Origin of the sequence: Capnocytophaga bilenii, from assembly GCF_017565765.1 — a bacterium.
In the GTDB taxonomy this organism is placed as follows: domain Bacteria; phylum Bacteroidota; class Bacteroidia; order Flavobacteriales; family Flavobacteriaceae; genus Capnocytophaga; species Capnocytophaga bilenii.
This window is the reverse complement of record NZ_JAGDYP010000004.1, coordinates 183,426-205,917: the sequence shown is the minus strand read 5'-3', so window position 1 is coordinate 205,917 and position 22,492 is coordinate 183,426. Positions and strand designations below refer to the sequence as shown.

Sequence of the window (22,492 nt, the reverse complement as noted above, 5' to 3'; positions counted from 1 at the left end):
TGTAACGAATAATAAATCATTTAATTTTTTTATACTATGAAAAAGTTTTTAACATTTGTATTTTTAGCATTTTTTGGTGCAGTAGCATTTGCACAAGACGCTGAAATTTCTTTCAAAGCAGAAGAAATTGACTATGGTAACATCCAGCAAGGCGCTGATGGTATACGCGTGTTTGAGTTTACTAACACTGGTAAAGCTCCGCTAGTAATCAGCAACGTAACTTCGTCTTGCGGTTGCACCGTTCCTTCTTGGACAAACCAACCTGTAGCTCCTGGTGCTAAAGGGAAAATTGAGGTAAAATACGATACTAATCGTGTTGGTCCTATCAGCAAAACCATTACCGTAACATCTAATGCAAAAGAAAATCCTGTAAAAGGATTGCGCATCAGGGGTAATGTACAACAAAAATAATCCATAACTATTTATATTTTAATTACTCCAAAAAGCCACCTATCACTATTATATAGGTGGTTTTTTTAGTGTTAAAGTATTCTTAAAAATAATCGGCAATACACTTATTTTGTATAACTTTGTCGCCGAGAAAACTAAATAACTAAAAATTGCGTATGAAATTAAAGAGTATTACATTTTTCGCAGGGCTTTTAGTAGCCCAAATCTCAATGGCTCAAGTAGATCCCATTGTCAATGAAGTACTTCCTGTAGGTACTGTTACTAATACAGTAGATATGAGCGGCAGTAGCGATGCCGAGCTAAAAGCACAAGAAGAGCAGCTAAAACAACAGCAACAACTTCAGAAAGAGCAAGAAAAAGCTTTGAAGGCTGAAGAAAAAGCAATCAAAGAAAAAACTAAAGCCGAAGAAGCTGCTAAAAAAGCAGAGGAAAAAGCTAAAAAAGAGCAAGAGAAAGCTGCTAAAGAAAAAGCTAAAGCCGAAGCAGCCGCTAAAAAAGCTGAAGAAAAAGCCGCTAAAGAAAAAGCTAAAGCTGAAAAAGCCGCTAAAAAAGCTGAAGAAAAAGCCGCTAAAGAAAAAGCTAAAGCTGAAAAAGCCGCTAAAAAAGCTGAAGAAAAAGCCGCTAAAGAAAAAGCTAAAGCTGAAAAAGCTGCTAAAAAACAACAAGAGCGCTTAGCTAAAGCACAAGGTGAAGTATCTAAAATAGAAGCTAAAATTACCAAAGCTAAAACTGATTTGGCTAAAGAAGAAAACAAATACAATAGCAAAAAAGCCAAAGGTAATTTGTCTCCTAATGACGATACAAAGTACAAAGGAAAATTACTTGAAAAACAACAAAAAATCAACGAATTAAACCTTGAACTTGTAAAAGCTAAAGCTAAAGTAAACAAATACGGCAACTAATAGCTACTCAACAAAAAAGGGCTATCTGAAATTGTATCAGGTAGCCCTTTTTATATGACTTAATTTTTCAATTAAAACTCAGCACTTTGTGGAGTACGTGGGTAAGGAATTACATCGCGTATGTTGGTCATACCCGTAGCAAAAAGTACCAAACGCTCAAAGCCCAAACCAAAACCACTATGTGTAGCTGTACCAAACTTACGGAGGTCTAAGTACCACCAAAGGGTTTGTTCATCCATACCCAAGTCGGCAATTTTTTGTTTTAGTACCTCATAGCGTTCTTCACGTTGCGAGCCTCCTACAATCTCACCAATACCAGGGAAAAGAATATCCATAGCGCGCACTGTCTTGCCATCGTCGTTCAGGCGCATATAAAACGCTTTAATTTTAGCAGGATAATCGTAAAGTATCACAGGGCAACCAAAGTGTTTTTCCACCAAATAGCGCTCGTGTTCGCTTTGCAAGTCTACCCCCCATTCGTCTATCAGGTATTGGAATTTCTTCTTCTTGTTGTGATTGCAGTTTTTCAGTATATCAATAGCCTCAGTATAGCTTACGCGTTTGAAATCGTTGTGTATTACAAACTCTAATTTCTCAATAAGCGACATACTGCTACGCTCTTGCTGTGGTTTGCTTTTTTCTTCTTCCAAAAACCTTGCATTGAGAAACTCTATATCATCACGGCGTACCTCTAAGGTGTATTTTAGTACACTTTTAATAAAGTCTTCGGCTAAATTCATATTATCAATTAGGTCGAAGAAAGCCATTTCGGGTTCTATCATCCAAAACTCAGCCAAGTGTCGTGAAGTATTAGAGTTTTCAGCACGGAAGGTAGGCCCAAAGGTATAGATTTTACCAAGTGCCATTGCAAAAGTTTCGCCTTCCAACTGCCCCGATACAGTAAGGTTAGTTTCGCGTCCAAAGAAGTCTTTTTTGTAATCAACCTCACCATTTTCGTTAAGAGGAGGTTTTTTAGCATCTAAAGTAGTTACGCGAAACATTTCGCCAGCTCCTTCAGCATCGCTACCCGTAATAATAGGCGTATTCACGTAGAAAAAGCCATTGTCTTGAAAGTATTTATGTATAGCGTATGCCAATGTTGAACGCACACGCATAATCGCTCCAAAGGCATTGGTACGCACGCGCAAGTGAGCGTTTTCACGCAAGAACTCAAGTGAGTGTTTTTTAGGCTGTATAGGGTATTCTTCGGGGTTACTATCGCCCAAGATAATCACTTCAGAGGCTTGTAGTTCTACGTTTTGTCCTTTTCCTTGGCTTTCCACTACTTGCCCTTTCACTTCTATAGCCGCTCCTGTAGTAATGCGTTTCAGCGTTTCTTCAGGGGTATTTTCAAAATCAACCACTACTTGCAAATTGTGTATGGTAGAACCATCATTCAGTGCAATAAAGCGATTGCTACGAAAGGTACGCACCCATCCTTGAAGGGTAACCTCACCTTCTATAGTTTTTCCTTCTTGTAATAATTGCTTGATGTATAACATAACTCTATTTTTTTACTTCTTATTTAAAACTGAAAATATATAAATGGTTGCAAATCGGTAGAATAAGCTTGGTAACATATCAGTACCACTACCAAAGCTATAGCCACTTTCACCACGTAATGGCTTTCGGCAAAAATATGTTCTATTTCATCTTTCCAACGCTGTGGTAGCCAGTGTGTAATATAACCTATTAGAATAATCCCAAAAGCAATATTGTTGTATTTAATAATTTGCATTGCCGAAGCCCAATGCATATTGTGCATCACTTGGTCAAACCATTGTTGTACGCTCTCCATATCGTTACTGCGGAAGAATATACGGGTAAAAGTAATAAAAGCAAACGTAAACGCTATCTTCCAAAAGCGGGCAATCCACAGTTGGCTATTCTCATACGGACTCACTTTGCGCCAATACTTATAGGCTACTACCCCCAAGCCGTTAAGTCCGCCCCAAATAGCAAATTTCCAAGCAGCCCCGTGCCACAGCCCCCCGATGAGCATCGTGAGCATTATATTGATATTGGTAGTTAAATAACGTTCAAAAGGTTTATACACCAAGGCTATTATAGAGCCTATAATAAGCAGCAAACCCGTAATAATTGTAAAAGTACTATTACCAATAGCCACTACCAAAATAACCACAAATAGTAGCGAAAATACAAACGTACCCAAAGAACTATTGCGATTACCTCCCAAAGGAATGTAAAGATAATCTTTCAGCCAAGTAGAAAGCGAAATATGCCAACGTTTCCAAAAATCACCGCAGTTCAAAGCCTTGTAAGGCGAATTAAAGTTCGTAGGAAGATGGAAGCCCATCAAGAGCGCCACCCCTATAGCAATATCGGTATAGCCCGAAAAATCACCATAAATCTGCAACGAATAGCCTATAAGTGCCGAAAGATTCGCAAAGCCTGTATACATCGTAGGGGCATCAAACACCTTATCCAAGAAATGCAATGCTATAAAGTCTGCAAAAATCATTTTCTTGATAAGCCCTTTTAGTATCAAAAAGATAGCTTTGTTGAACTCCTCTTTGCTAATGCGTGTTTTTTTCAGAATTTGTGGTACAAACTCTTCAGCACGCACTATAGGACCCGCTACCAGTTGCGGAAAGAAACTCACATAAAAACCAAAATCTAATATAGAGCTTAAAGGTTTTATTTTATTTCTATACACATCCATTGTATAGCTAATCGTTTGGAAGGTATAGAACGAAATCCCCACAGGCAAGATAATTTTATCTACCGTAAAATATCCTTTATTGCTAAAACCATTAGCCCAATAAGCCAAGTAATTGAACGTTTGGTGATGCGTTTGAAACAACGCATTGTAAGTATCTGTAAAAAAGTAAGCGTATTTAAAATAGCTCAGCACCAGCAAGTTCAAACAAACGCTTATAGTTACAGCTATTCTCCTACGTGAGTCCTCCACTTGGCGGTAAATGTAGTGCCCCAAATAAAAATCGGTTACAGTACTAAAAATAAGCAAAAGCACAAAAAGCCCACTCGCTTTATAGTAAAAGTAAAAGCTCGCAAGTAGCAAGAACAAGTTGCGCACGTGCCGGCGATTATATATAAAGGCGAATACCGCATACAGCAAGGCAAAGAATATCCAAAAGTCTATTCGCACAAATGTAAGCGGATGCTCGGGATTGAAAGTAAAGAAATTATTAAAAAAATCTATCATAGTTTGTTATTCTACCGAGGCAAGGTCGTTATGAAGGCATTGATAAAACACTTCCGAAATAAGTTTTGTTCCCTTAGAACTAAAATGTACATAATCAGAAGCTGCCATTCCTTGCTTCACCCAGTTAATCATAGAGTTCTCACCCCCCATAGCTTCGTACATACTAAAATAAGCTATATCGTTCTTCAAGCACTCTTCTTTCATCAAGTCATTGAGTTTAGGTAAAAAAGGATACGTAATTCGCTTGCCATTGCGCGAAGTTGTCATATCACCAGGACCTAAAAGCATAAACATAGCCGTCGGGTTGGCACGCTTCACCAATTTCATATTGAATATAAGTCCCTCTACATATTCCCTCAATTGTGCTTCAGTTTTCATATAAGGTATTGTATTGCCACCATACTGAAAGATAAAAACATCAGGCTTGCGTTCCTCGCTCATCTGCCTATAGTTTTCGTAATTCATACGCGTAAATATACGTCCTGCCTCACCGCGCATCGCCACGTTATCCATTCGTATTCCCGTAGCAGCATCAAGGGTAACCCCATAAAAGTCAGCACTTAGCCTACCTTCTAGTTCCACCCGCAATTCTTTAGGTGTATTGTTGAAGTTTAGCTTATAGCTATGATATCGGTTGTCAGCTATTAAAGTGTCCGAACTTATCAGGTTACCATCTTCATATACCCTGATAGCAATTCTGCTGGTAGCATTGCCATAGTGTAGCCCAAAACGAGTGTAGTGCTGCAAGCGTGCATACGATTTTTTTGAAGGTTTCAGGGTAAACCAAGCCTTGCTTACAGGTAGCGAAGCACTATCTTTAGCATAAGGAGTAAAGCGCGAATAGGTAGCAAAAAGCCCATATTTGTCGTGCCCCACTTTTTTGCGTTGTTTACGGTCAAAGAAAGCATAGCGCACCCAATTATTACTTGCCGTAATATCTATACTATTTTGGTTATACACCACCTTTATAGGGAAAAACCCAGGACCTCCACCTTCAAAAGCCAGCTGTAGCCTGTTGCGCACATAGCCTGTAATACGATCGCCCTCAATTTGCGAATCGCCGTAATGCACTATCTGGCACGAGTTTTGGCACAACTTGTTCTTCAGCCTACGGATAAAATCCTTAGGATTACCAGGGTAATAAATCTTCCCCTCCTTATTCGTTTCAGAGGCAAGCGTATCTTTTACAATGGTATCAGCCTCCGCCAAAGCATCTGTTTTCTCATCTACTATTGTTTTAGTATCTCTGATGAGCTTATCCAGTGTATTGTTCTCTTTTTCATTTTTAAAGAGCATCCCCAGTATCTCAGGGGTAGGATAACGCAACATAGTGCTATTGCCAAACACTATGCCCTCACGCACCATACCGCCATCGGTAGTGTGATAACTACTGAAAAGCGTCAACGCAAACAGCGTAATAAGCGTACTAACTATGAAGAGTAATATTTTCTTAGGATGCATATTTTTAGCTTATTAAGGCTTCCCACTCTGTCATCAAATCCTCCAACATTTGCTTTTTTTGTTCATATTCTTTATAAAAAACATCACTTTGTACCTGTTCTCCCATCAATATATCCATTTCTTTCAACTCTTTTTCCAATAAAGTAATATTATTTTCTATTTTATTGAGCTTATTTTGCACCGATTTTTGTTGTTTTTGCTGTTCAAAGCTCAATTTTTCATCAGTTGTAGCCACATTTTTAGTTTCTACTACAGTTGCGGCTTCTTTGTTCTGTTCTATTTCTCTGAAATTAGCCGCAGCACGCTGTTCCAAATAAAAATCAATATCACCCAAATATTCTTTCAAGTGCCTATCTTTAAATTCGTATACTTTATCAGTAAGCCCCTGCAAAAAGTCTCGGTCGTGCGATACAATTATAAGCGTACCCTCAAACTGTTGCAGTGCCTTTTTTAGCACATTTTTACTCTTGATATCCAAGTGGTTCGTAGGCTCGTCCATTACCAGCACGTTAAAGTCCGATAGCAACATTTTAGCCAGTGCCAAGCGGTTGCGCTCGCCCCCCGATAGCACCTTCACCTTTTTATCTACCTCATCACCCCTGAAAAGAAATGACCCCAGTATATCGCGCACCTTTATGCGGTTCGTATCGTTAGCAGCGTTATACATAGTGTCCAACACTGTTATTTCGCCATCCAAGTAATCAGCTTGGTTTTGGGCAAAATAACCCAACTGCACATTGTGCCCCAGCTTAATAGTCCCTTCATAAGGAATTTCACCCACAATCATTTTAGCCAGCGTAGTTTTTCCCTGTCCGTTTTGTCCTACAAAAGCAATCTTACTACCGCGCTCCACTAGCAAACTAACCCGTTCCAACACTTGCTTCTCAGCGTAATTTTTGCTTACCTCATCAATTTCAAGCACCACCTTACCAGGGGTTACCGATACAGGAAAACGCACATTCATCACTGCATTATCCTCTTCATCTACCTCTATGCGCTCTATTTTGTCTAATTTCTTAATCAGCGATTGTGCCATTGAAGCTTTTGAAGCTTTTGCCCGAAACTTCTCTATCAGCTTCTCCGTTTGCTGTATTTTCTTCTCCTGATTTTTCTGCGAAGCAAGTTGCTGCTCGCGTATTTCCTGCCTAAGCTCCAAAAACTTACTATAAGGCTTAGGATAATCGTATATTTTCCCTACCGAAATCTCAATAGTGCGATTAGTAACATTGTCTAAAAACATCTTGTCGTGCGATACAATCACCACCGCCCCGCTATAAGTAGTAAGAAATTGTTCCAACCATATAATCGACTCAATATCAAGGTGGTTCGTAGGCTCGTCCAGTAGCAATATATCATTGTTTTGCAACAACAGCTTTGCCAATTCAATACGCATACGCCAGCCCCCCGAAAAAGTATCGGTAAGTTTATTAAAGTCATCGCGTTTAAAGCCCAAGCCCAGCAACACCTTTTCAGTATCCCCCTGATATTGATAACCACCAATAAGCTCATAATGATGCGTATAATCGCTTAAGTTGTTCAATAAGTTGTGATACGCTTCACTTTCGTAGTCAGTACGAGTTTCAAGTTGATGATGAATATCATCCAGCTGCAATTCCAAGCGTTTAATTTCGTCAAAAGCCTGATAAGCCTCTTCAAGTATCGTACGTCCTTTTACAAAGTCAATATCCTGTTTTAAAAAGCCAATACGCACCTCCTTATCAGTAGCAATAATCCCCGAGTCAGGTTTTATTTCACGTGCCAAAAGCTTAAGCATAGTCGATTTTCCAGCTCCATTTTTCCCAATAAGCCCTACCCTGTCGCCCCCATTAAGCATAAAAGCTACCTCTTCAAAAAGATACTCACCCTGAAAAGAAACCGATAAGTTATGTACATTTAGCATTGCAATATATTTTTAAAAAACATCAATTAATTATCAATCATTCGCCATTTATCATTTGCCGCTTGTCATTAATAATTACAGCCTGCAAAATTACATCATTTTTCTGAAATGAATGTAATAAAAACAGATAAAATTTATAATTCAAAAATCATAATTCATAATTTCATTAATATTTACTATCTTTGTCCCCTTAAATAGAATATATACAATGAAAACAATACGTATCGGAACACGCGACAGCGCCCTCGCCCTATGGCAAGCGCAAACCGTACAACAACAATTAGAAGCCTTAGGGTATACTACCGAATTAGTACCTATAAAGTCTGAAGGCGACCTAAACCTCACCCAGCCCCTATACGAAATGGGTATTACAGGCATATTCACCAAAGCCTTAGATATTGCCCTGCTCAATAAAGATATAGACATCGCAGTTCATAGTATGAAAGATGTCCCTACCCTACTCCCCCAAGGACTTGCAGTAGGGGCTGTACTCAAGCGCGGCAATCCCTTTGATGTATTAGTTTACAACAACGACCTTTCTTTTTTAGAAGCACCTCAAGCCACCATTGCCACAGGCAGCTTGCGCCGCAAAGCCCAATGGCTACATCGCTACCCACACCACACCATTGAAAACCTACGTGGTAATGTACAAACCCGACTAAAAACCATCATCAGCAATAATTACGATGGAGGTATTTTTGCAGCCGCAGGCTTAGAACGTTTAGGAGCTTCAAGCGTAGATTACCTCACCCTCGATTGGATGTTACCCGCCCCCGCACAAGGAGCTATTGTAGTATTATTGCACGAAGACAATTTAGCAATGCAAGAAGCCCTATTGCGTTTGCACGATGGCAACACCTATGTTGAAACTCAGGTAGAGCGAGCCTTTTTGCGCGCTTTAGAAGGCGGTTGTAGTGCACCCATCGGTGCTATAGCTAAATTTGACGGACAGCAGAAAATATATTTCAAAGGCGGTATTTGGAGCGAAGACGGCAAAGAAGAACGCCTTATCAACGAAGTCCTTACCAGCCTCAACGACCATACAGGCGAAGAACTCGCACAAAAACTAATGGCTTAGTTTATTGAATAAATAAAAAAGCGCAACACCCCTACGAATGTTGCGCTTTTTTTATTTTTGTTTTTCCTATCTCTTTCCCCCGCTGGCGCAAGCTTGCAGTTTGTGCCCAATTCAGAATTCAAAATTCACCGCACAACTGCGTTTTGCCCCCCTCCCTTTTGGGGAGGGGGAACTGGGGTGAGGAACTTAATCCACTAATATGGTATATTTAGGATCTATATTAGTGCGAGGGTCAAATACAAAATCCACGTAAGTAGCTTCGTCTTTTTTACCTTTTACGGTTTGTTTTATACGTCCTACCTCTATTTGTTGTTTGTTGAATACCTTTACAGATACAGTTCTCTCAAAATCTTTATCAAAGATAAAGTAAATAGAAAGTTTGTTATCGTTACCATCATCAGTGCTACTAATAGTGTGTGCACCAAGTTTTACACCAGCATTAGATAGTTCTTCTGAAAGTTGCAAAGTCATATTGCCGGATTTGTCAATACCTTCACCAAGTCCATCGCCAAAAGAGCGCGCCGAGCCACCCACTATCTCGCCAGCTTTAGTAGCAGCCTGATTAGCAGCCTCTTCACTAATATCACTCACTTTCTTAGCCGTTTCTTTTGCTTGGTCTACAAAAAAGCTACACGAAGCTAAAAACATAGCTGTTGCTATCAAAAAAAGTCCTTTTTTCATACGTTTATTTTTATTATTTGTTAGTTACGTTAGTAATTATTAGTCGTTAGTCATTAGTCATTAGAGTCAACCACACAATTACAATTTCCTAATTCCCGAATTGTCCTCACAAAACTTCTCAAACACCTCTGTATACCTATTCTATAGACTGCTGTTTTACCCCCCTAAAATAGTGTATTTCAATTAAATCTTCAGCTTCATTTACAGTAAAATAAATCAGAAAACGCCCTTTGAGAATATCCCTTACATACATCTGTAATTCCCTACTATATCTGCCTAAATAAAGAGGAGTATTAGAGAGTTCAAGTTCCAATTCTTCTACTGCTTTTATTATTTTTGAAGAATATTCAAACGAGCCATTATGTTCTTCCCAATAATCAAGGCTATTATGGTAATCTTTTTTAGCCTCAAATGACCATCTTATTACCATACTTTTCTCTTGTTTCTTTTTGTAGTTCCTCACTACTTATTGTCATCCCTATTCTACATTGCTCACGTCCTATCTCTATTTTTTGAATATCTTCAGCCGAAAGTTCATAATAAAAGTCGTCTTCTTGTTCTTTTTCGATGCTTTTCACCATTGGTGGGTGATAAAGCCTCTTTTTAGTTGTAATTGTTTCCATATAAGTTTATTTATTGATGTACCAATGTGGCGATTATTGATTATCAGAGCTTTAAATTAGTCATTAGAAGTCAGCCGCACAATTACAATTTGCTAATTCCCCTACGCATCAATCTTAGCGTATTTAGCGTTTTTCTCTATAAAATCACGGCGAGGCGGTACCTCATCACCCATTAGCATCGAGAATATGCGGTCAGCTTCCGAAGCATTGTCTATAGTAACCTTTCGCAACGTACGGTGCGCAGGGTTCATAGTAGTATCCCAAAGCTGGTCGTGGTTCATCTCACCCAAACCTTTATAGCGTTGTATAGTTACATTGCCCATTTCTGTTGAAAGCTCATCGCGTTGCTTGTCGCTCCACGCATATTCTTTGCGCTTGCTTGTTTTGCTTGCTACCAAGTATAGCGGCGGAGTTGCAATATACACGTGGTCATTTTCTATCAACTCACGCATATAGCGGAAGAAGAAAGTAAGTATTAGCGTAGTAATATGCGAACCGTCCACATCGGCATCACACATTATAATCACTTTGTGGTAACGTAGCTTGCTAAGGTTCAACGCTTTCGAGTCTTCCTCAGTACCAATAGTTACCCCTAAGGCTGTATATATATTTCTAATTTCATCGTTGCTAAACACCTTGTCCTGCATCGATTTTTCCACGTTCAAGATTTTACCCTTTAGTGGCAAGATAGCTTGGGTATCTTTATTACGTCCTTGCTTAGCAGTACCTCCTGCCGAATCCCCCTCCACAAGAAAAAGTTCGCAGATAGCAGGATCTTCTTCAGAACAGTCAGCCAATTTCCCTGGCAAGCCCCCCACACTCATCACGCTCTTGCGTTGCACCATTTCGCGAGCTTTTTTAGCAGCCATACGCGCTTGTGCTGCAAGTACAACCTTCTCTACAATTATTTTTGCATCGTTAGGGTTTTCCTCCAAGAAAGCCTCAAGCATAGCAGTAACAGCTTGCGATACTGCCGCCGTAACATCGCGGTTACCCAATTTCGTTTTTGTCTGTCCTTCAAACTGTGGCTCAGCTACTTTCACCGATATTACAGCAGTAAGCCCCTCGCGAAAGTCATCACCTTCTATTTCTACAGGGTTCTTTTTGTCTTTGCTCAGCTTTTCCAACAATCCCGATTTTTCAGCATAGTTCTTCAAGGTACGTGTAAGCCCCGTACGGAAACCCTGCAAGTGAGTACCCCCCTCGGTAGTATTGATATTATTAACGTACGAATGTACATTTTCAGTATAAGAATCGTTGTATACCATTGCTACTTCCACTGGGGTACCATTCTTTTCCCCTTCCATAGCAATAGTTTGTGAGATAATAGGCAAACGATTACCGTCTAAGAACCTAACAAATTCAGTAAGTCCCTTTTCCGAATAAAATTTCTCGCTTTTATAGTTGCCTTTATCATCTTTTTGGCGCAAATCAGTAAGAGTAATAGTAATCCCCTTGTTTAGGTAAGCCAATTCTCTGATACGCGCTGCCAAAATGTCGTATTTATATTCCGTAGTCTGTTCAAAGATAGTCGCATCAGGCAAGAAAGTAACCTTAGTACCACGTTTATCCGTGCCACCCACTTGTTTTACAGGGTAAAGAGCTACACCTTGCTCGTATTCTTGTTGCCATATTTTTTTGTCGCGGTACACAGTAGCAGTAAGGTGGCTTGAAAGCGCATTCACACACGATACTCCCACCCCGTGCAATCCGCCCGATACTTTATAAGAACCCTTGTCAAACTTACCCCCTGCACCTATTTTGGTCATTACCACTTGCAATGCCGATACCCCTTCCTTTTTGTGAATATCCACAGGAATACCACGCCCGTTATCTTCTACGGTTATTGAGTTATCTTCGTTGATAGTAACCTCTATACTGTCGCAATAGCCAGCCAGTGCCTCATCTATCGAGTTGTCCAGCACCTCATATACCAAGTGGTGCAGCCCGCGCACGCCTACATCGCCTATATACATAGACGGACGCATACGCACGTGCTCCATCCCTTCAAGTGATTGAATATTATCTGCCGAATAAGCAGCACTTTCTTGCTGATTGTATATTTCTTCTGCCATTTTTATAGTTAATCAAATCAAGGGCACAAAGGTACAAAATAATTAGCAAACGTGCAAATTTAGTTTTTATACCCACCCTAAAAGTGCCATTTTGTACAGCTATACCGCAGCGAAGGAAAGTCGGCGAGCTGGCACAGCCGAGTATGTGACGAAGGTTGAGCGAAGGTTGAGCGAAGGAAAGTCGGCGAGCTGGCGCAGCCGAGTATGTGAAGCCTGTGCGGCTCGTACCGAAGGAAAGTTTTTTTTGCAATATCATTTTTCTTTTATAACTTTGCAGCCGTTACAAAATCATTATACTTTGGGCAAAAAAATATTAAAAAAACTTCTCTACTTCTTCGTGCTCCCAATAGCTGTCATAGGGGGGCTACTGCTTTTACCCGCAGTGCAAACTTTCATTGCCCAAAAGGTAACCCGTTACCTGAATGATTCTTACAATATCAATATCAATATTGAAAAAATCCACATAAAACCTTGGCTTTTTGTCGATATCAAAGGAGTACTCATTGCCGACCATAAAGGCGATACGCTCATCGCAGCTCAAAAACTCAATACTTCTATCCTATCCCTCAAACAGCTCACCGAAGGGAACCTCTTCTTCGGAAATATAGAAGGCGACAAGCTCATTTTCAATATGAAAACTCATAAAGGCGACACACTCTCCAACCTCGATGTTTTTGTAAGTCGCTTCGATTCCGATGAGCCCAGCACAGGCAGCTTTATTATGACTGCCTCCAAAATTAAACTACACAACAGCAAATGCTACATCACCGATGAAAATGATGCCCAGCCCGCTATGTTACGCATAGACAACCTCGATGCCATAGTAAAAAATTTTGGCATACACGGCAGCAAAGTAACCCTATCACTCGATGAAGGCAGTTTGTTATATGACAAGCAATTACAAGTAAATCACCTTAGCACCTCACAATTCATCTATTCCGATAGCCTTATACAAGCCAAAGACTTACAGCTCAAAACACCCAACAAAACCAAGCTGCAAGGCAATATCACCCTGCACGCCCATAACAATAGCTATTCCAACTTCATCAACGATGTCGCTTTTCAGGCAGATTTACAACAATCCAACATCAATACCACCGACCTGAATGTCTTCTACAACGAATTTGCCCCCCAACGCCAAATTATCGTGAATAAAGCCTCTATGTACGGACCCCTCAACAATTTCAAACTACAAGGCAATATCACACACCAAAGTACCGAAGTAAAAGGCAATTTTGAATTTAAAAACCTATTAAACGACCACAAAAATATCATTATCACAGGCAATAACATAACCGCAGGAGCTTTCTATAACGATTTTGCCTATCTTATGCCCAATATATTAGGCAAAAATATCCCAGACGACCTCCGAAAGCTGGATTATTTCCATCTAAACGGCGATTTTAGCTATACTACCACAGCACTCACTACCGATATGCTACTGAGTACTAACCAAGGCGAAGCACATATCAACGGTGTGTTAGACAATCTGCTCAATACCGATGAAATAGAATATAGCGGTACTATCAACGCCCAGCAACTACATTTAGGACGACTCCTCAGTACCCCCACTATCGGTGATATTACAGCCGATTTAAAAGTGAAAGGCAAAGGCTTCACCCCACAAACAATGCAACTCTATGCCAGCGGAAATATCCACAACTTGCTTTTCAATGGCTATCAGTATCATCGTATTGCTGTAAATGGCGAAATGAAACAACAAGTATTCAGCGGAAAAATTGATACCTACGACCCCAACCTCACAATGAGCGTAAATGGAATTGCCGACCTCTCCGATAAAAAGACCCAATATGACTTCCAAGCCAATATAGCCATTGCCGACCTACACGCACTCCACTTTGTCGAAAACGATAGTATTTCACAATTCTGCGGCAAAGTAATCATTGATATTGAAGGAAACGATATAGACAACATCGTAGGAAAAATATCCTTCAAAAATACAAACTATATCAACTCCGCTGGCGATTTCACCTTCAAAGATTTTGAAGTGTATTCTACACTCAATGAGGGCATCAAAGAAATCAGTATCAACTCACCCGATATTGTAAGCGGTAACATCAAAGGACAGTTTAAACTCGCCGAAATAAAACATATGATGCAAAACGCCTTAGGAAGCATCTATACACATTACAACCCCTATAAAATAGACCCCAACCAATACGTAGACTTTCATTTTAATATCTACAACAAAATCGTAGAAGTATTCCTGCCCAAAGTAAAATTGGGTAGCAATACCTTTATCAATGGTAGTATCAACCCCGATAAAGAAAGTTTTAGGCTACAAATAAAATCACCACATATCAATGCCTACGACAACCTAATCGATAGCCTAAGTGTTGAAATAGACAACAAAAACCCATTCTACAACGCTTTCTTAGAAGCCAAAAAGGTAGATTTGGGCGTATATACCATTCATAACTTCAACCTTATCAATACTACTATCAAAGATACGCTCTTCTTCCGTAGCGAGTTTAAAGGCGGCGAAACTGCCAAAGATAACTACGAACTCAGTTTCTTCCACACCCTAAACGAAAAACAAGAGTCTATCATAGGCATCAAAAAATCACTCATCAATTTCAAAGGAAACGAGTGGTTCATCAACCGAGACAACCAAATGAACGACTATAACAAAATAGTACTAAACCGCACCGCTGATAGTATCAAAATCAACAACTTTAAAATGGCTCACCAAAACCAATATATCAACCTTAGCGGTCTGCTTACTAGTAAAGATTACAAAAACCTACACTTGGTAGCCCACAACGTAGCCTTAGAAAAAATAACCCCCGAAGTAAAAGGTCTTAACCTCACAGGTAAGGTAAACGGCAACGTATCACTCACCCAAAAAGGAGAACTATATTACCCCTCAGCCGATTTGTTTATACAATACTTCAAGCTCAATGGCTATGATTACGGCGATTTAGAAATGAGTATTTTTGGCAACAACGACCTTAGTTCCTTTGATGTCGCCGCTTTCTTTTCCAATGGGCGCACCCCAGGTTTCGCTACTCGTGGTAAAATAAATATCGATAAGAAAAAAGGTACTTTGTTAGACCTCAAAGCCTACTTCCAAGACTTTGCCCTATCCCCCTTCAACCCCTTTATGGAAGGCATTTTCTACGATATTAGGGGTACTATGAGCGGTAAAGTAGATATAACAGGTAGTATTACCAACCCACAAATGGACGGTGAGCTCACCCTAAACAAAGCAGGAGCAGGCATCAGCTATCTGCTCCTAAATGCCGATATTAATGACGGTTCACGCATAAAAGTAAACAATAAAAACTTTATTATAGATAATTGGCTGCTCACTGATACCGCCTACAAAACAAAAGCTACCCTCAATGGCTCCATACGCCACAACCGATTGTTAGACTGGTTCCTCGACCTTAAACTCAAAACACTCGGCAAGCGCTTTATGGTGCTCAATACCCCCTATACCGATGAATCTTTATTCTATGGCACCGCCTTTATGAAAGGCGAGGCTACCATTAAAGGCGCATTAGACGAAATAGCCATCAAAGTAAACGCCCAAACCGAAGAAGGCACCGCCTTTAAAATCCCCCTTAGCGACACCGAAAGCGTAGGCGATGACTCATTCATCACCTTTGTAGAAAAAGGACAGAAAAAAGTAAAAATACAACGAGATTTAGAATCCATTAAAGGGCTGGAACTCAACTTTGAGCTAAACGTACAACCCACTGCCGAAGTAGAAATAGTAATGGATAGAAAAACAGGTAGCAGCCTCGTAGGGCGTGGTGAAGGAACCCTGCTGATAGAAATTAATACCAACGGAAAATTTAATATGTGGGGCGACTTTATCACTTATTCAGGATTCTACAACTTCAAGTACGAAAACTTCATCGATAAACGCTTTACTGTACTACCTGGGGGCTCTATCTCTTGGAGTGGCGACCCGCTTACCGCTACCCTACGAAACCTAAAAGCCGCTTATACCCTTAGTGCCAATCCAAGTACCTTGCTTGAAAGCTCTCAGTACAACCGAAAAATAAACACGCAGGTAATCATAAAACTCGAAGGCGAATTGATGCACCCCGAAACCCTTTTCGACATCACCTTCCCCGATAGCAGCCCAAGCCTCGTTTCAGAACTTAACTACAAATTAGAAGACCAAGACCGCAAGCAGCTACAAGCCTTCTCGCTCTTGGCGCAAGGCTCGTTTATGAGCGAAAAAAATACCGACAACCGTCTCGTAGCCTATAACTTATTCGAGACCGCTGCCGGACTGTTCAACCAACTCCTCTCAGACGAGGATAACAAACTCAATTTAGGGGTATCCTATGAGGCGGGCATCAATGACGGGCGTTCCGACATCAATAGCGACCGCTTAGGCTTTACCGTATCCACTCAAATCACCGACTGGGCAAGCGTTAATGCCAAAGTAGGTATCCCTGTAGGAGGTATCACACGCACCGCCGTTGCTGGCAATATAGAAGTACTCTTCAGGCTTACCCCAAACGGAAACCTAACAGCCAAAATATTCAACCGCGAAAACGAATGGCAACAATATATGCTTGACCGCATTGGATATGCACAAGGTGCCGGAATCACCTACACCGTTGATTTCAGCACCTTTAAAGAACTAATGCACAAAATATTCAATAAGCAAAAATAACCCTATTTATCAAGAGCCACATTCCTCCTGTGAGTGTCAATCAGCTCTTTCACCTTATAATTGTCAAAAAGCAAAAGAAGAGGCTCCAGCCCCTTTTCCAATTTAACCTCCATCTCTTCGTTGTAAATAGGTATAATAGCATAAAAATTAATCGTAGTGCCATCTTCAGTGGTAAGCTTCAAGAAGTCTTTATCTTCCATAGTGTATGGAGGTAATAAAAGCAGGCACCCAAAATCTGTATTTGCTATAGGTGCAGCATCATTCCCATTAGGAATTGTATGCCCCTCACCCATCCAAGTTTTATATTGATGCGGAAAGCGTGCCAACATCTTCATAAAATAAATAGGCCAGTAATTATTAAAATCCTCAAATGCCTCATCGCCAATTTTCCAATCTTCAGGCAAATACACCATCAGTTCGGCGTAGCTATAGTCATTAGGGTCTTCTAAATTTTGTGGTAAATACATCGGGTAATCACTCATTCCTGTAGTAAAAAGTACGTGATAAGGTCTATCAGGCGTTGGTGCAATCCAATGCACATCTATATGCACATATTCAGGCTTTAAATCTCTGAATACACCTTCCTCTTTGCCAATATAACGCTCAAAATGAGCACAAATCTCATCACAATACACATTTTCTCTATCAGGAATTACCCAGTCACTCAAATTCTCATCAGAATAATGATACACATTAGAACCACCTTCCGAAATATAATCAGGCTCAGGTGCAAAGAAATTCGGAATACCAAGCCCATCTTCTACGTACAAACTACTATCCACCAGCGAATGACGCTCCTCATCATAATATACAATCCCTACCTCAATACTCTCTATCAAGTCCTCAAGCCAATCTTCAAGCGAAGAAGCCTGAATATCCATAAATGATTCCTTTACAGAATGTAATAAAAGATCAATCTCAGCAATCTGTCCCAGCCGGCCATTCTTGTCAGGATTCAAATCAATAAACAAAAAACGAGCCCCATTTGTAAGAAAAGGAAGCCATTTCCCATCATAAAACTGATTTCTAATCACCCTATGCCAGCCCATATCTATTGCCTCTTCCTTATCAAAGCTAAGCGACTTCAAGTCAGATACTTCTTCCAATAATTCCTGCCAATGCCTTTGGGCAACCTTTATTTCCCCTAACGGAAGAAAACGCAACCCATCCAAAAAAAACACATCGTTATCCCCCGCACGCTGTCCATTAAACATCATATACATCTCCCGAACCTCCGCAGGAAGCCTCACCCCCATCTCCGTCTCAAAATCCGCAAGCTCCTCCTCCGTAGCACCCTTGTTAAAAGTAGCCACTAAAGGTGTAGCATACTCCAATAAAGTATCCAAAAAATCCCTTACAATACTCCCCATAACCCATATACTAAAATACTAACGCACAATCGTTTGTGTCCTATCAGGCCCCACCGAAACCAGCGTAATAGGCACCTCCAATTCCTTCTCCAAAAAAGCAATATAATCCAAAAGCTCCTTTGGAAGTGCTCCATACTCCTTAATTCCCATCAAATCCTGATGCCACCCTTTCAATTCAGTATAAACAGGCGATACATTTTGAGGTTCAATATTATAAGGCAAATGCCCAATCTTCTTTCCCTTATACAAATATTCCGTACACACCTTCAGCGTCTCAAAACCACTTAGCACATCAGCCTTCATCATCACAAGTTCTGTAACACCATTCACCCTAACCGCATAACGCAATGCTACCAAATCCAGCCAGCCCGTACGCCTACGCCTGCCTGTAGTAGCACCATATTCTCTACCCACTTCAGTCATCGTATCACCCACTTCATCAAACAACTCTGTAGGAAAAGGCCCACTACCCACACGTGTAGTATAAGCCTTAAAAATACCTATCACACGCCCAATACTATTAGGTGCAACACCCAAACCTGTACAAGCACCCGCAGCCGTAGTGTTTGATGAGGTTACAAAAGGATAAGTACCAAAATCAATATCCAACAATGAGCCTTGAGCCCCTTCAGCCAAAATTCGCTTGCCACTCTTCAGTGCCCCATACAAATACTCCTCACTATCAATAAGTTCAAAGCCACGCAACACCTCAATAGCCGCAAAAAAATCAGCCTCAAGCTCGTCAAGATTAAACTGAATATCCACGCCATAATGTCCAAGCAATTCTAAATGCTTCTCCACCAGCACACGATAACGCTCCTCAAAATCATCAAGCTCTATATCGCCCACACGCAAGCCATTACGCCCTGTTTTATCCATATATGTAGGCCCAATACCCTTAAGTGTAGAACCAATCTTAGCCTTTCCCTTAGAAGTTTCCGAAGCGGCATCCAGCAACCTATGTGTAGGCAAAATCAAGTGCGCCTTACGCGAAATCAGCAAACGCCCAGCAAAATCAATCCCATATTTCTTGAGCCCCTTAATTTCCTTCCTAAAAATAACAGGGTCTATCACAACACCGTTACCTATCACATTCACAGCACTTTCGTGAAAAATCCCCGAAGGAATTGTATGAAGCACGTGTTTTATACCATTAAATTCAAGCGTATGACCCGCATTAGGACCTCCTTGAAAGCGCGCAATAATATCATATCCTTGTGTTAGAACGTCCACAATTTTACCCTTGCCTTCGTCCCCCCATTGCAAACCCAATAATAAATCTACAGCCATAATATTTTAATCTTTATCAGTTACTTTTTCAGCTTTCTTTACACCATCACCCCCCCTACGTGTACCGTAAAAATACAAAGAATGATGCGTAATATCAATGTTAAACACCTCCTCTATCGTCTTCTGAATCGTCTGAATACGAGGATCGCAAAACTCCACAATCTCACCCGTATCCGTAAGAATCACGTGATCGTGTTGCTTGTCAAAATACGACTTCTCATAATACGCCTGATTCTGCCCAAACTGATGCTTTCGCACCAAACCACACTCCAATAACAATTCCATCGTATTGTAAAGCGTTGCACGACTCACCCTATACTTCTTATTCTTCATATTCACATAGAGAGTCTCTATGTCAAAATGATCATTATACTCATAAATCTCCTTCAAAATAGCATACCGCTCAGGAGTTTTGCGATGCGCATTCTCCTCCAAATAATTAGTAAGAACCTTCCTTACTATCTCTAAACTTTCCTCTGTTGCAGGCTTATTCATAGTCATTTTATTTTGAGTGGCAAAGATAATATTTTTATTTCAATATTCAATATTTTTTTTATAAATTTGCCTCACCAAATAAAACAACCTATGGAAGAATACATACTCACCCTCATCAATCAAACAAACACCAGCCTATTCCTCACAGGAAAAGCAGGAACAGGAAAAACCACTCTTCTACACAAAATTATCAATACCACCTATAAAAATACCATCGTAGCAGCGCCCACAGGCATCGCCGCACTCAATGCAGGCGGCGTAACCCTACATTCCCTATTCCAGTTGCCCTTCGCCTCCTTCCTACCCACATACACACCACCCCCAACCCCTCAGTACCAGCGGTTTGAAAACCAAAAGTCTATACTCGCACACACACAAATGCAACAAAGGAAACTACAACTCATCAGAAACCTCGAACTCCTCATCATAGACGAAGTCAGTATGCTACGCGCCGATACCCTCGATGCTATCAATCATATCCTACAACACATCCGCCGAAACAAACAACCCTTCGGAGGCTTACAAATGCTCTTTATAGGCGACCTACTACAGCTTCCCCCAGTCGTAAAACAAGAAGAATGGAATGTCCTACAGCACTATTACAAAGGAATGTACTTCTTCCAATCGCAAGTCATCACACAAAACCCGCTCCTATACATAGAACTTGAAAAAATATACCGGCAAACCGACCCCCTATTCATATCCATACTAAACCACCTGCGCGAAAACAAACTCACCCAGCAAGATATACAATTCCTAAACGACCACGTAAAACCCAATTTTACCCAACAAAATACCGACAAAAGCTACATCACCCTCACCACTCACAACCACAAAGCCGATACTATCAACCAATACGAAATGCAACAACTCACCTCACCCACCTACACCTACCAAGCCACCGTTATAGACGACTTTCCAGAATACATCTACCCTACCGAAAAAACTATCCAACTAAAACAAGGCGCAAGAGTAATGTTCATCAAAAACGACCCCTCTGGCGAACACCTATTTTTCAACGGAAAAATGGGTACCATCGTCACTCTCTCCGAAAACCACATCCAAGTCCTCCCTGATGACAGCCAAGACCCCATCAACGTTGAACAATACGTATGGGAAAACAAACGATTTAAAACCAACGAACTTACCAAAGACATAGAAGAAGAAAAACTCGGCACCTTCACACAATATCCACTACGCCTCGCTTGGGCAATCACCATCCATAAAAGCCAAGGTCTCACCTTCGATAAAGCTATTATCGACATCAACAGCGTATTCGCCTCAGGACAAGCCTACGTAGCCTTCTCTCGCCTCCGTTCCCTCTCCGGACTTGTATTGCTCTCCCCAATACCACAAGAAGGCATCGACAACGACGAAGAAGTCATTACCTACGCACACAACAAAGCTACCGAAAAACAAGTACAACAAGCCTGCCAAATAGGAAAAAATCAATACCTGCAAGCCAATATCATCAAAGCATTCCAATGGCAACCCCTCCTCGAAGAATGGATCATACACGCCAACAGTTACAACGGCGAAATAGGTACTAAAAATATTCACAAAAACTGGGCGCAACAACAACTCCACCAAATAGACCACATCCACCAAATAGCCCAAAAATTTACCAAGCAACTCAACACCTATTTCACTGGCTCCAACACCATCACCCAAATATTCCAACGAACCCAAAAAGCCATCTCCTACTTTATACCACTCCTATCCCAAGTGTGGTACCAAGTTATATACCAAATCCTCAAAATCAAGCAACTCAAAAAAGTAAAAGAATACACCAAAGAACTCTATGAGCTCAACGATTCCCTATCCGAAACCCTAAAAAAACTCTATAAATTACAACAAATCATACAGCTCCTACAAGAAGAAAAAACACTCACCAAAGAAGAAATAAACAACCAAGCCTTAAACGAACAATACAACCAATTATTTGAAAAAGCCCTACAACAAATAGAAAAAGAACAACTATTCACCGAGAAAACAAAACCCAATCAAGAAGACGAAAAAAAAGAAAAACCAAATACCTACGACCAAACCCTACAACTTTGGCAAGAAGGAAAAACCATCACTCAAATCGCCCAAGAACGAAAATACACCGAAAGCACCATATACAACCACCTACAACGATTAGTAACACAAGGCAAACTACCACCCACCATTATCCAACAAATACTCAACCAAGATGAAATACAAGAACTAACCACCTTTTTCAACAATCAAACCGAAAATACCACCCTCAAAGATTTCATACAGCAAACAGGCGATAAATACAGCTACAACCAGCTACATCTATTCCAAGCCTGCCACAAAGCAGCACAAGAAACAACCCCATAAAAAAGAAGCTATCTAA

The 22,492-nt window shown here is 40.6% G+C and carries 16 protein-coding genes; 5 read left to right on the top strand and 11 right to left on the bottom strand.

Features of this window, described 5'->3' with window-relative positions; all coding sequences use genetic code 11:
* The first annotated feature begins 36 nt into the window (after positions 1–36).
* Positions 37–411, top strand: coding sequence for a DUF1573 domain-containing protein (locus J4N46_RS06815; RefSeq protein WP_009416606.1), 375 nt, complete (start codon positions 37–39; stop codon positions 409–411).
* 155 nt (positions 412–566) lie between these two features.
* The gene (locus tag J4N46_RS06810; RefSeq protein ID WP_208058675.1) at positions 567–1,313 is read left to right on the top strand and encodes a hypothetical protein; all 747 of its coding nucleotides are present in this window, start codon (positions 567–569) and stop codon (positions 1,311–1,313) included.
* A gap of 71 nt (positions 1,314–1,384) precedes the next feature.
* Here the strand turns inward: J4N46_RS06810 and asnS are convergent, their stop codons facing one another.
* Genes asnS through J4N46_RS06790 form a run of 4 tightly spaced genes read right to left on the bottom strand, consistent with a single transcriptional unit; the run spans position 1,385 to position 7,861 of the window.
* Positions 1,385–2,815: an asparagine--tRNA ligase gene (gene asnS, locus J4N46_RS06805; RefSeq protein ID WP_208058674.1), complete on the bottom strand. Its 1,431-nt coding sequence runs from the start codon at positions 2,813–2,815 to the stop codon at positions 1,385–1,387.
* Positions 2,816–2,838: 23 nt separating this feature from the next.
* On the bottom strand, positions 2,839–4,500 hold the full coding sequence (locus J4N46_RS06800; RefSeq protein ID WP_208058673.1) for an MBOAT family O-acyltransferase: 1,662 nt from the start codon (positions 4,498–4,500) through the stop codon (positions 2,839–2,841).
* A gap of 6 nt (positions 4,501–4,506) precedes the next feature.
* On the bottom strand, positions 4,507–5,961 hold the full coding sequence (locus J4N46_RS06795) for an SGNH/GDSL hydrolase family protein (protein WP_208058672.1): 1,455 nt from the start codon (positions 5,959–5,961) through the stop codon (positions 4,507–4,509).
* 4 nt (positions 5,962–5,965) lie between these two features.
* Complete coding sequence (locus tag J4N46_RS06790; RefSeq protein ID WP_208058671.1) at positions 5,966–7,861, bottom strand: ABC-F family ATP-binding cassette domain-containing protein; 1,896 nt, start codon at positions 7,859–7,861, stop codon at positions 5,966–5,968.
* A 208-nt stretch (positions 7,862–8,069) separates the two neighbouring features.
* On the opposite strand from J4N46_RS06790, the gene hemC reads away from it, so the two are divergent.
* Positions 8,070–8,939 carry a hydroxymethylbilane synthase gene (gene hemC, locus J4N46_RS06785; protein WP_208058670.1) on the top strand — a complete coding sequence of 290 codons (870 nt, stop codon included), beginning with the start codon at positions 8,070–8,072 and terminating at the stop codon, positions 8,937–8,939.
* A gap of 186 nt (positions 8,940–9,125) precedes the next feature.
* Here hemC and J4N46_RS06780 read toward each other — a convergent pair whose 3' ends face one another.
* The 4 genes from J4N46_RS06780 to gyrB form a co-directional block, all read right to left on the bottom strand.
* Positions 9,126–9,620 (bottom strand): hypothetical protein, encoded by a 495-nt coding sequence (locus J4N46_RS06780; RefSeq protein WP_208058669.1) that lies wholly within the window; start codon positions 9,618–9,620, stop codon positions 9,126–9,128.
* 136 nt (positions 9,621–9,756) lie between these two features.
* Entirely contained in the window at positions 9,757–10,050 is a 294-nt protein-coding gene (locus J4N46_RS06775) for a type II toxin-antitoxin system RelE/ParE family toxin (RefSeq protein ID WP_009416595.1), read from the bottom strand.
* On the bottom strand, positions 10,028–10,243 hold the full coding sequence (locus J4N46_RS06770; RefSeq protein WP_208058668.1) for a hypothetical protein: 216 nt from the start codon (positions 10,241–10,243) through the stop codon (positions 10,028–10,030). The genes J4N46_RS06775 and J4N46_RS06770 overlap by 23 nt, the downstream gene beginning before the upstream one ends.
* Before the next feature lie 101 nt (positions 10,244–10,344).
* Positions 10,345–12,318 (bottom strand): DNA topoisomerase (ATP-hydrolyzing) subunit B, encoded by a 1,974-nt coding sequence (gene gyrB / locus J4N46_RS06765; RefSeq protein ID WP_208058667.1) that lies wholly within the window; start codon positions 12,316–12,318, stop codon positions 10,345–10,347.
* A 337-nt stretch (positions 12,319–12,655) separates the two neighbouring features.
* Between gyrB and J4N46_RS06760 the strand changes: the two genes are divergently transcribed.
* Positions 12,656–16,975 (top strand): translocation/assembly module TamB domain-containing protein, encoded by a 4,320-nt coding sequence (locus J4N46_RS06760; RefSeq protein ID WP_394369230.1) that lies wholly within the window; start codon positions 12,656–12,658, stop codon positions 16,973–16,975.
* Positions 16,976–16,977: 2 nt separating this feature from the next.
* On the opposite strand, the gene J4N46_RS06755 is transcribed toward J4N46_RS06760, so the two are convergent.
* Genes J4N46_RS06755 through J4N46_RS06745 form a run of 3 tightly spaced genes read right to left on the bottom strand, consistent with a single transcriptional unit; the run spans position 16,978 to position 20,136 of the window.
* Entirely contained in the window at positions 16,978–18,345 is a 1,368-nt protein-coding gene (locus J4N46_RS06755) for a suppressor of fused domain protein (protein ID WP_208058666.1), read from the bottom strand.
* Between the two features lie 18 nt (positions 18,346–18,363).
* Positions 18,364–19,635 (bottom strand): adenylosuccinate synthase, encoded by a 1,272-nt coding sequence (locus tag J4N46_RS06750; RefSeq protein WP_208058665.1) that lies wholly within the window; start codon positions 19,633–19,635, stop codon positions 18,364–18,366.
* A 6-nt stretch (positions 19,636–19,641) separates the two neighbouring features.
* Positions 19,642–20,136, bottom strand: coding sequence for a Fur family transcriptional regulator (locus J4N46_RS06745; protein WP_009416589.1), 495 nt, complete (start codon positions 20,134–20,136; stop codon positions 19,642–19,644).
* 84 nt (positions 20,137–20,220) lie between these two features.
* On the opposite strand from J4N46_RS06745, the gene J4N46_RS06740 reads away from it, so the two are divergent.
* Positions 20,221–22,476 carry a helix-turn-helix domain-containing protein gene (locus J4N46_RS06740; RefSeq protein ID WP_208058664.1) on the top strand — a complete coding sequence of 752 codons (2,256 nt, stop codon included), beginning with the start codon at positions 20,221–20,223 and terminating at the stop codon, positions 22,474–22,476.
* The last annotated feature ends 16 nt before the right edge of the window (positions 22,477–22,492 follow it).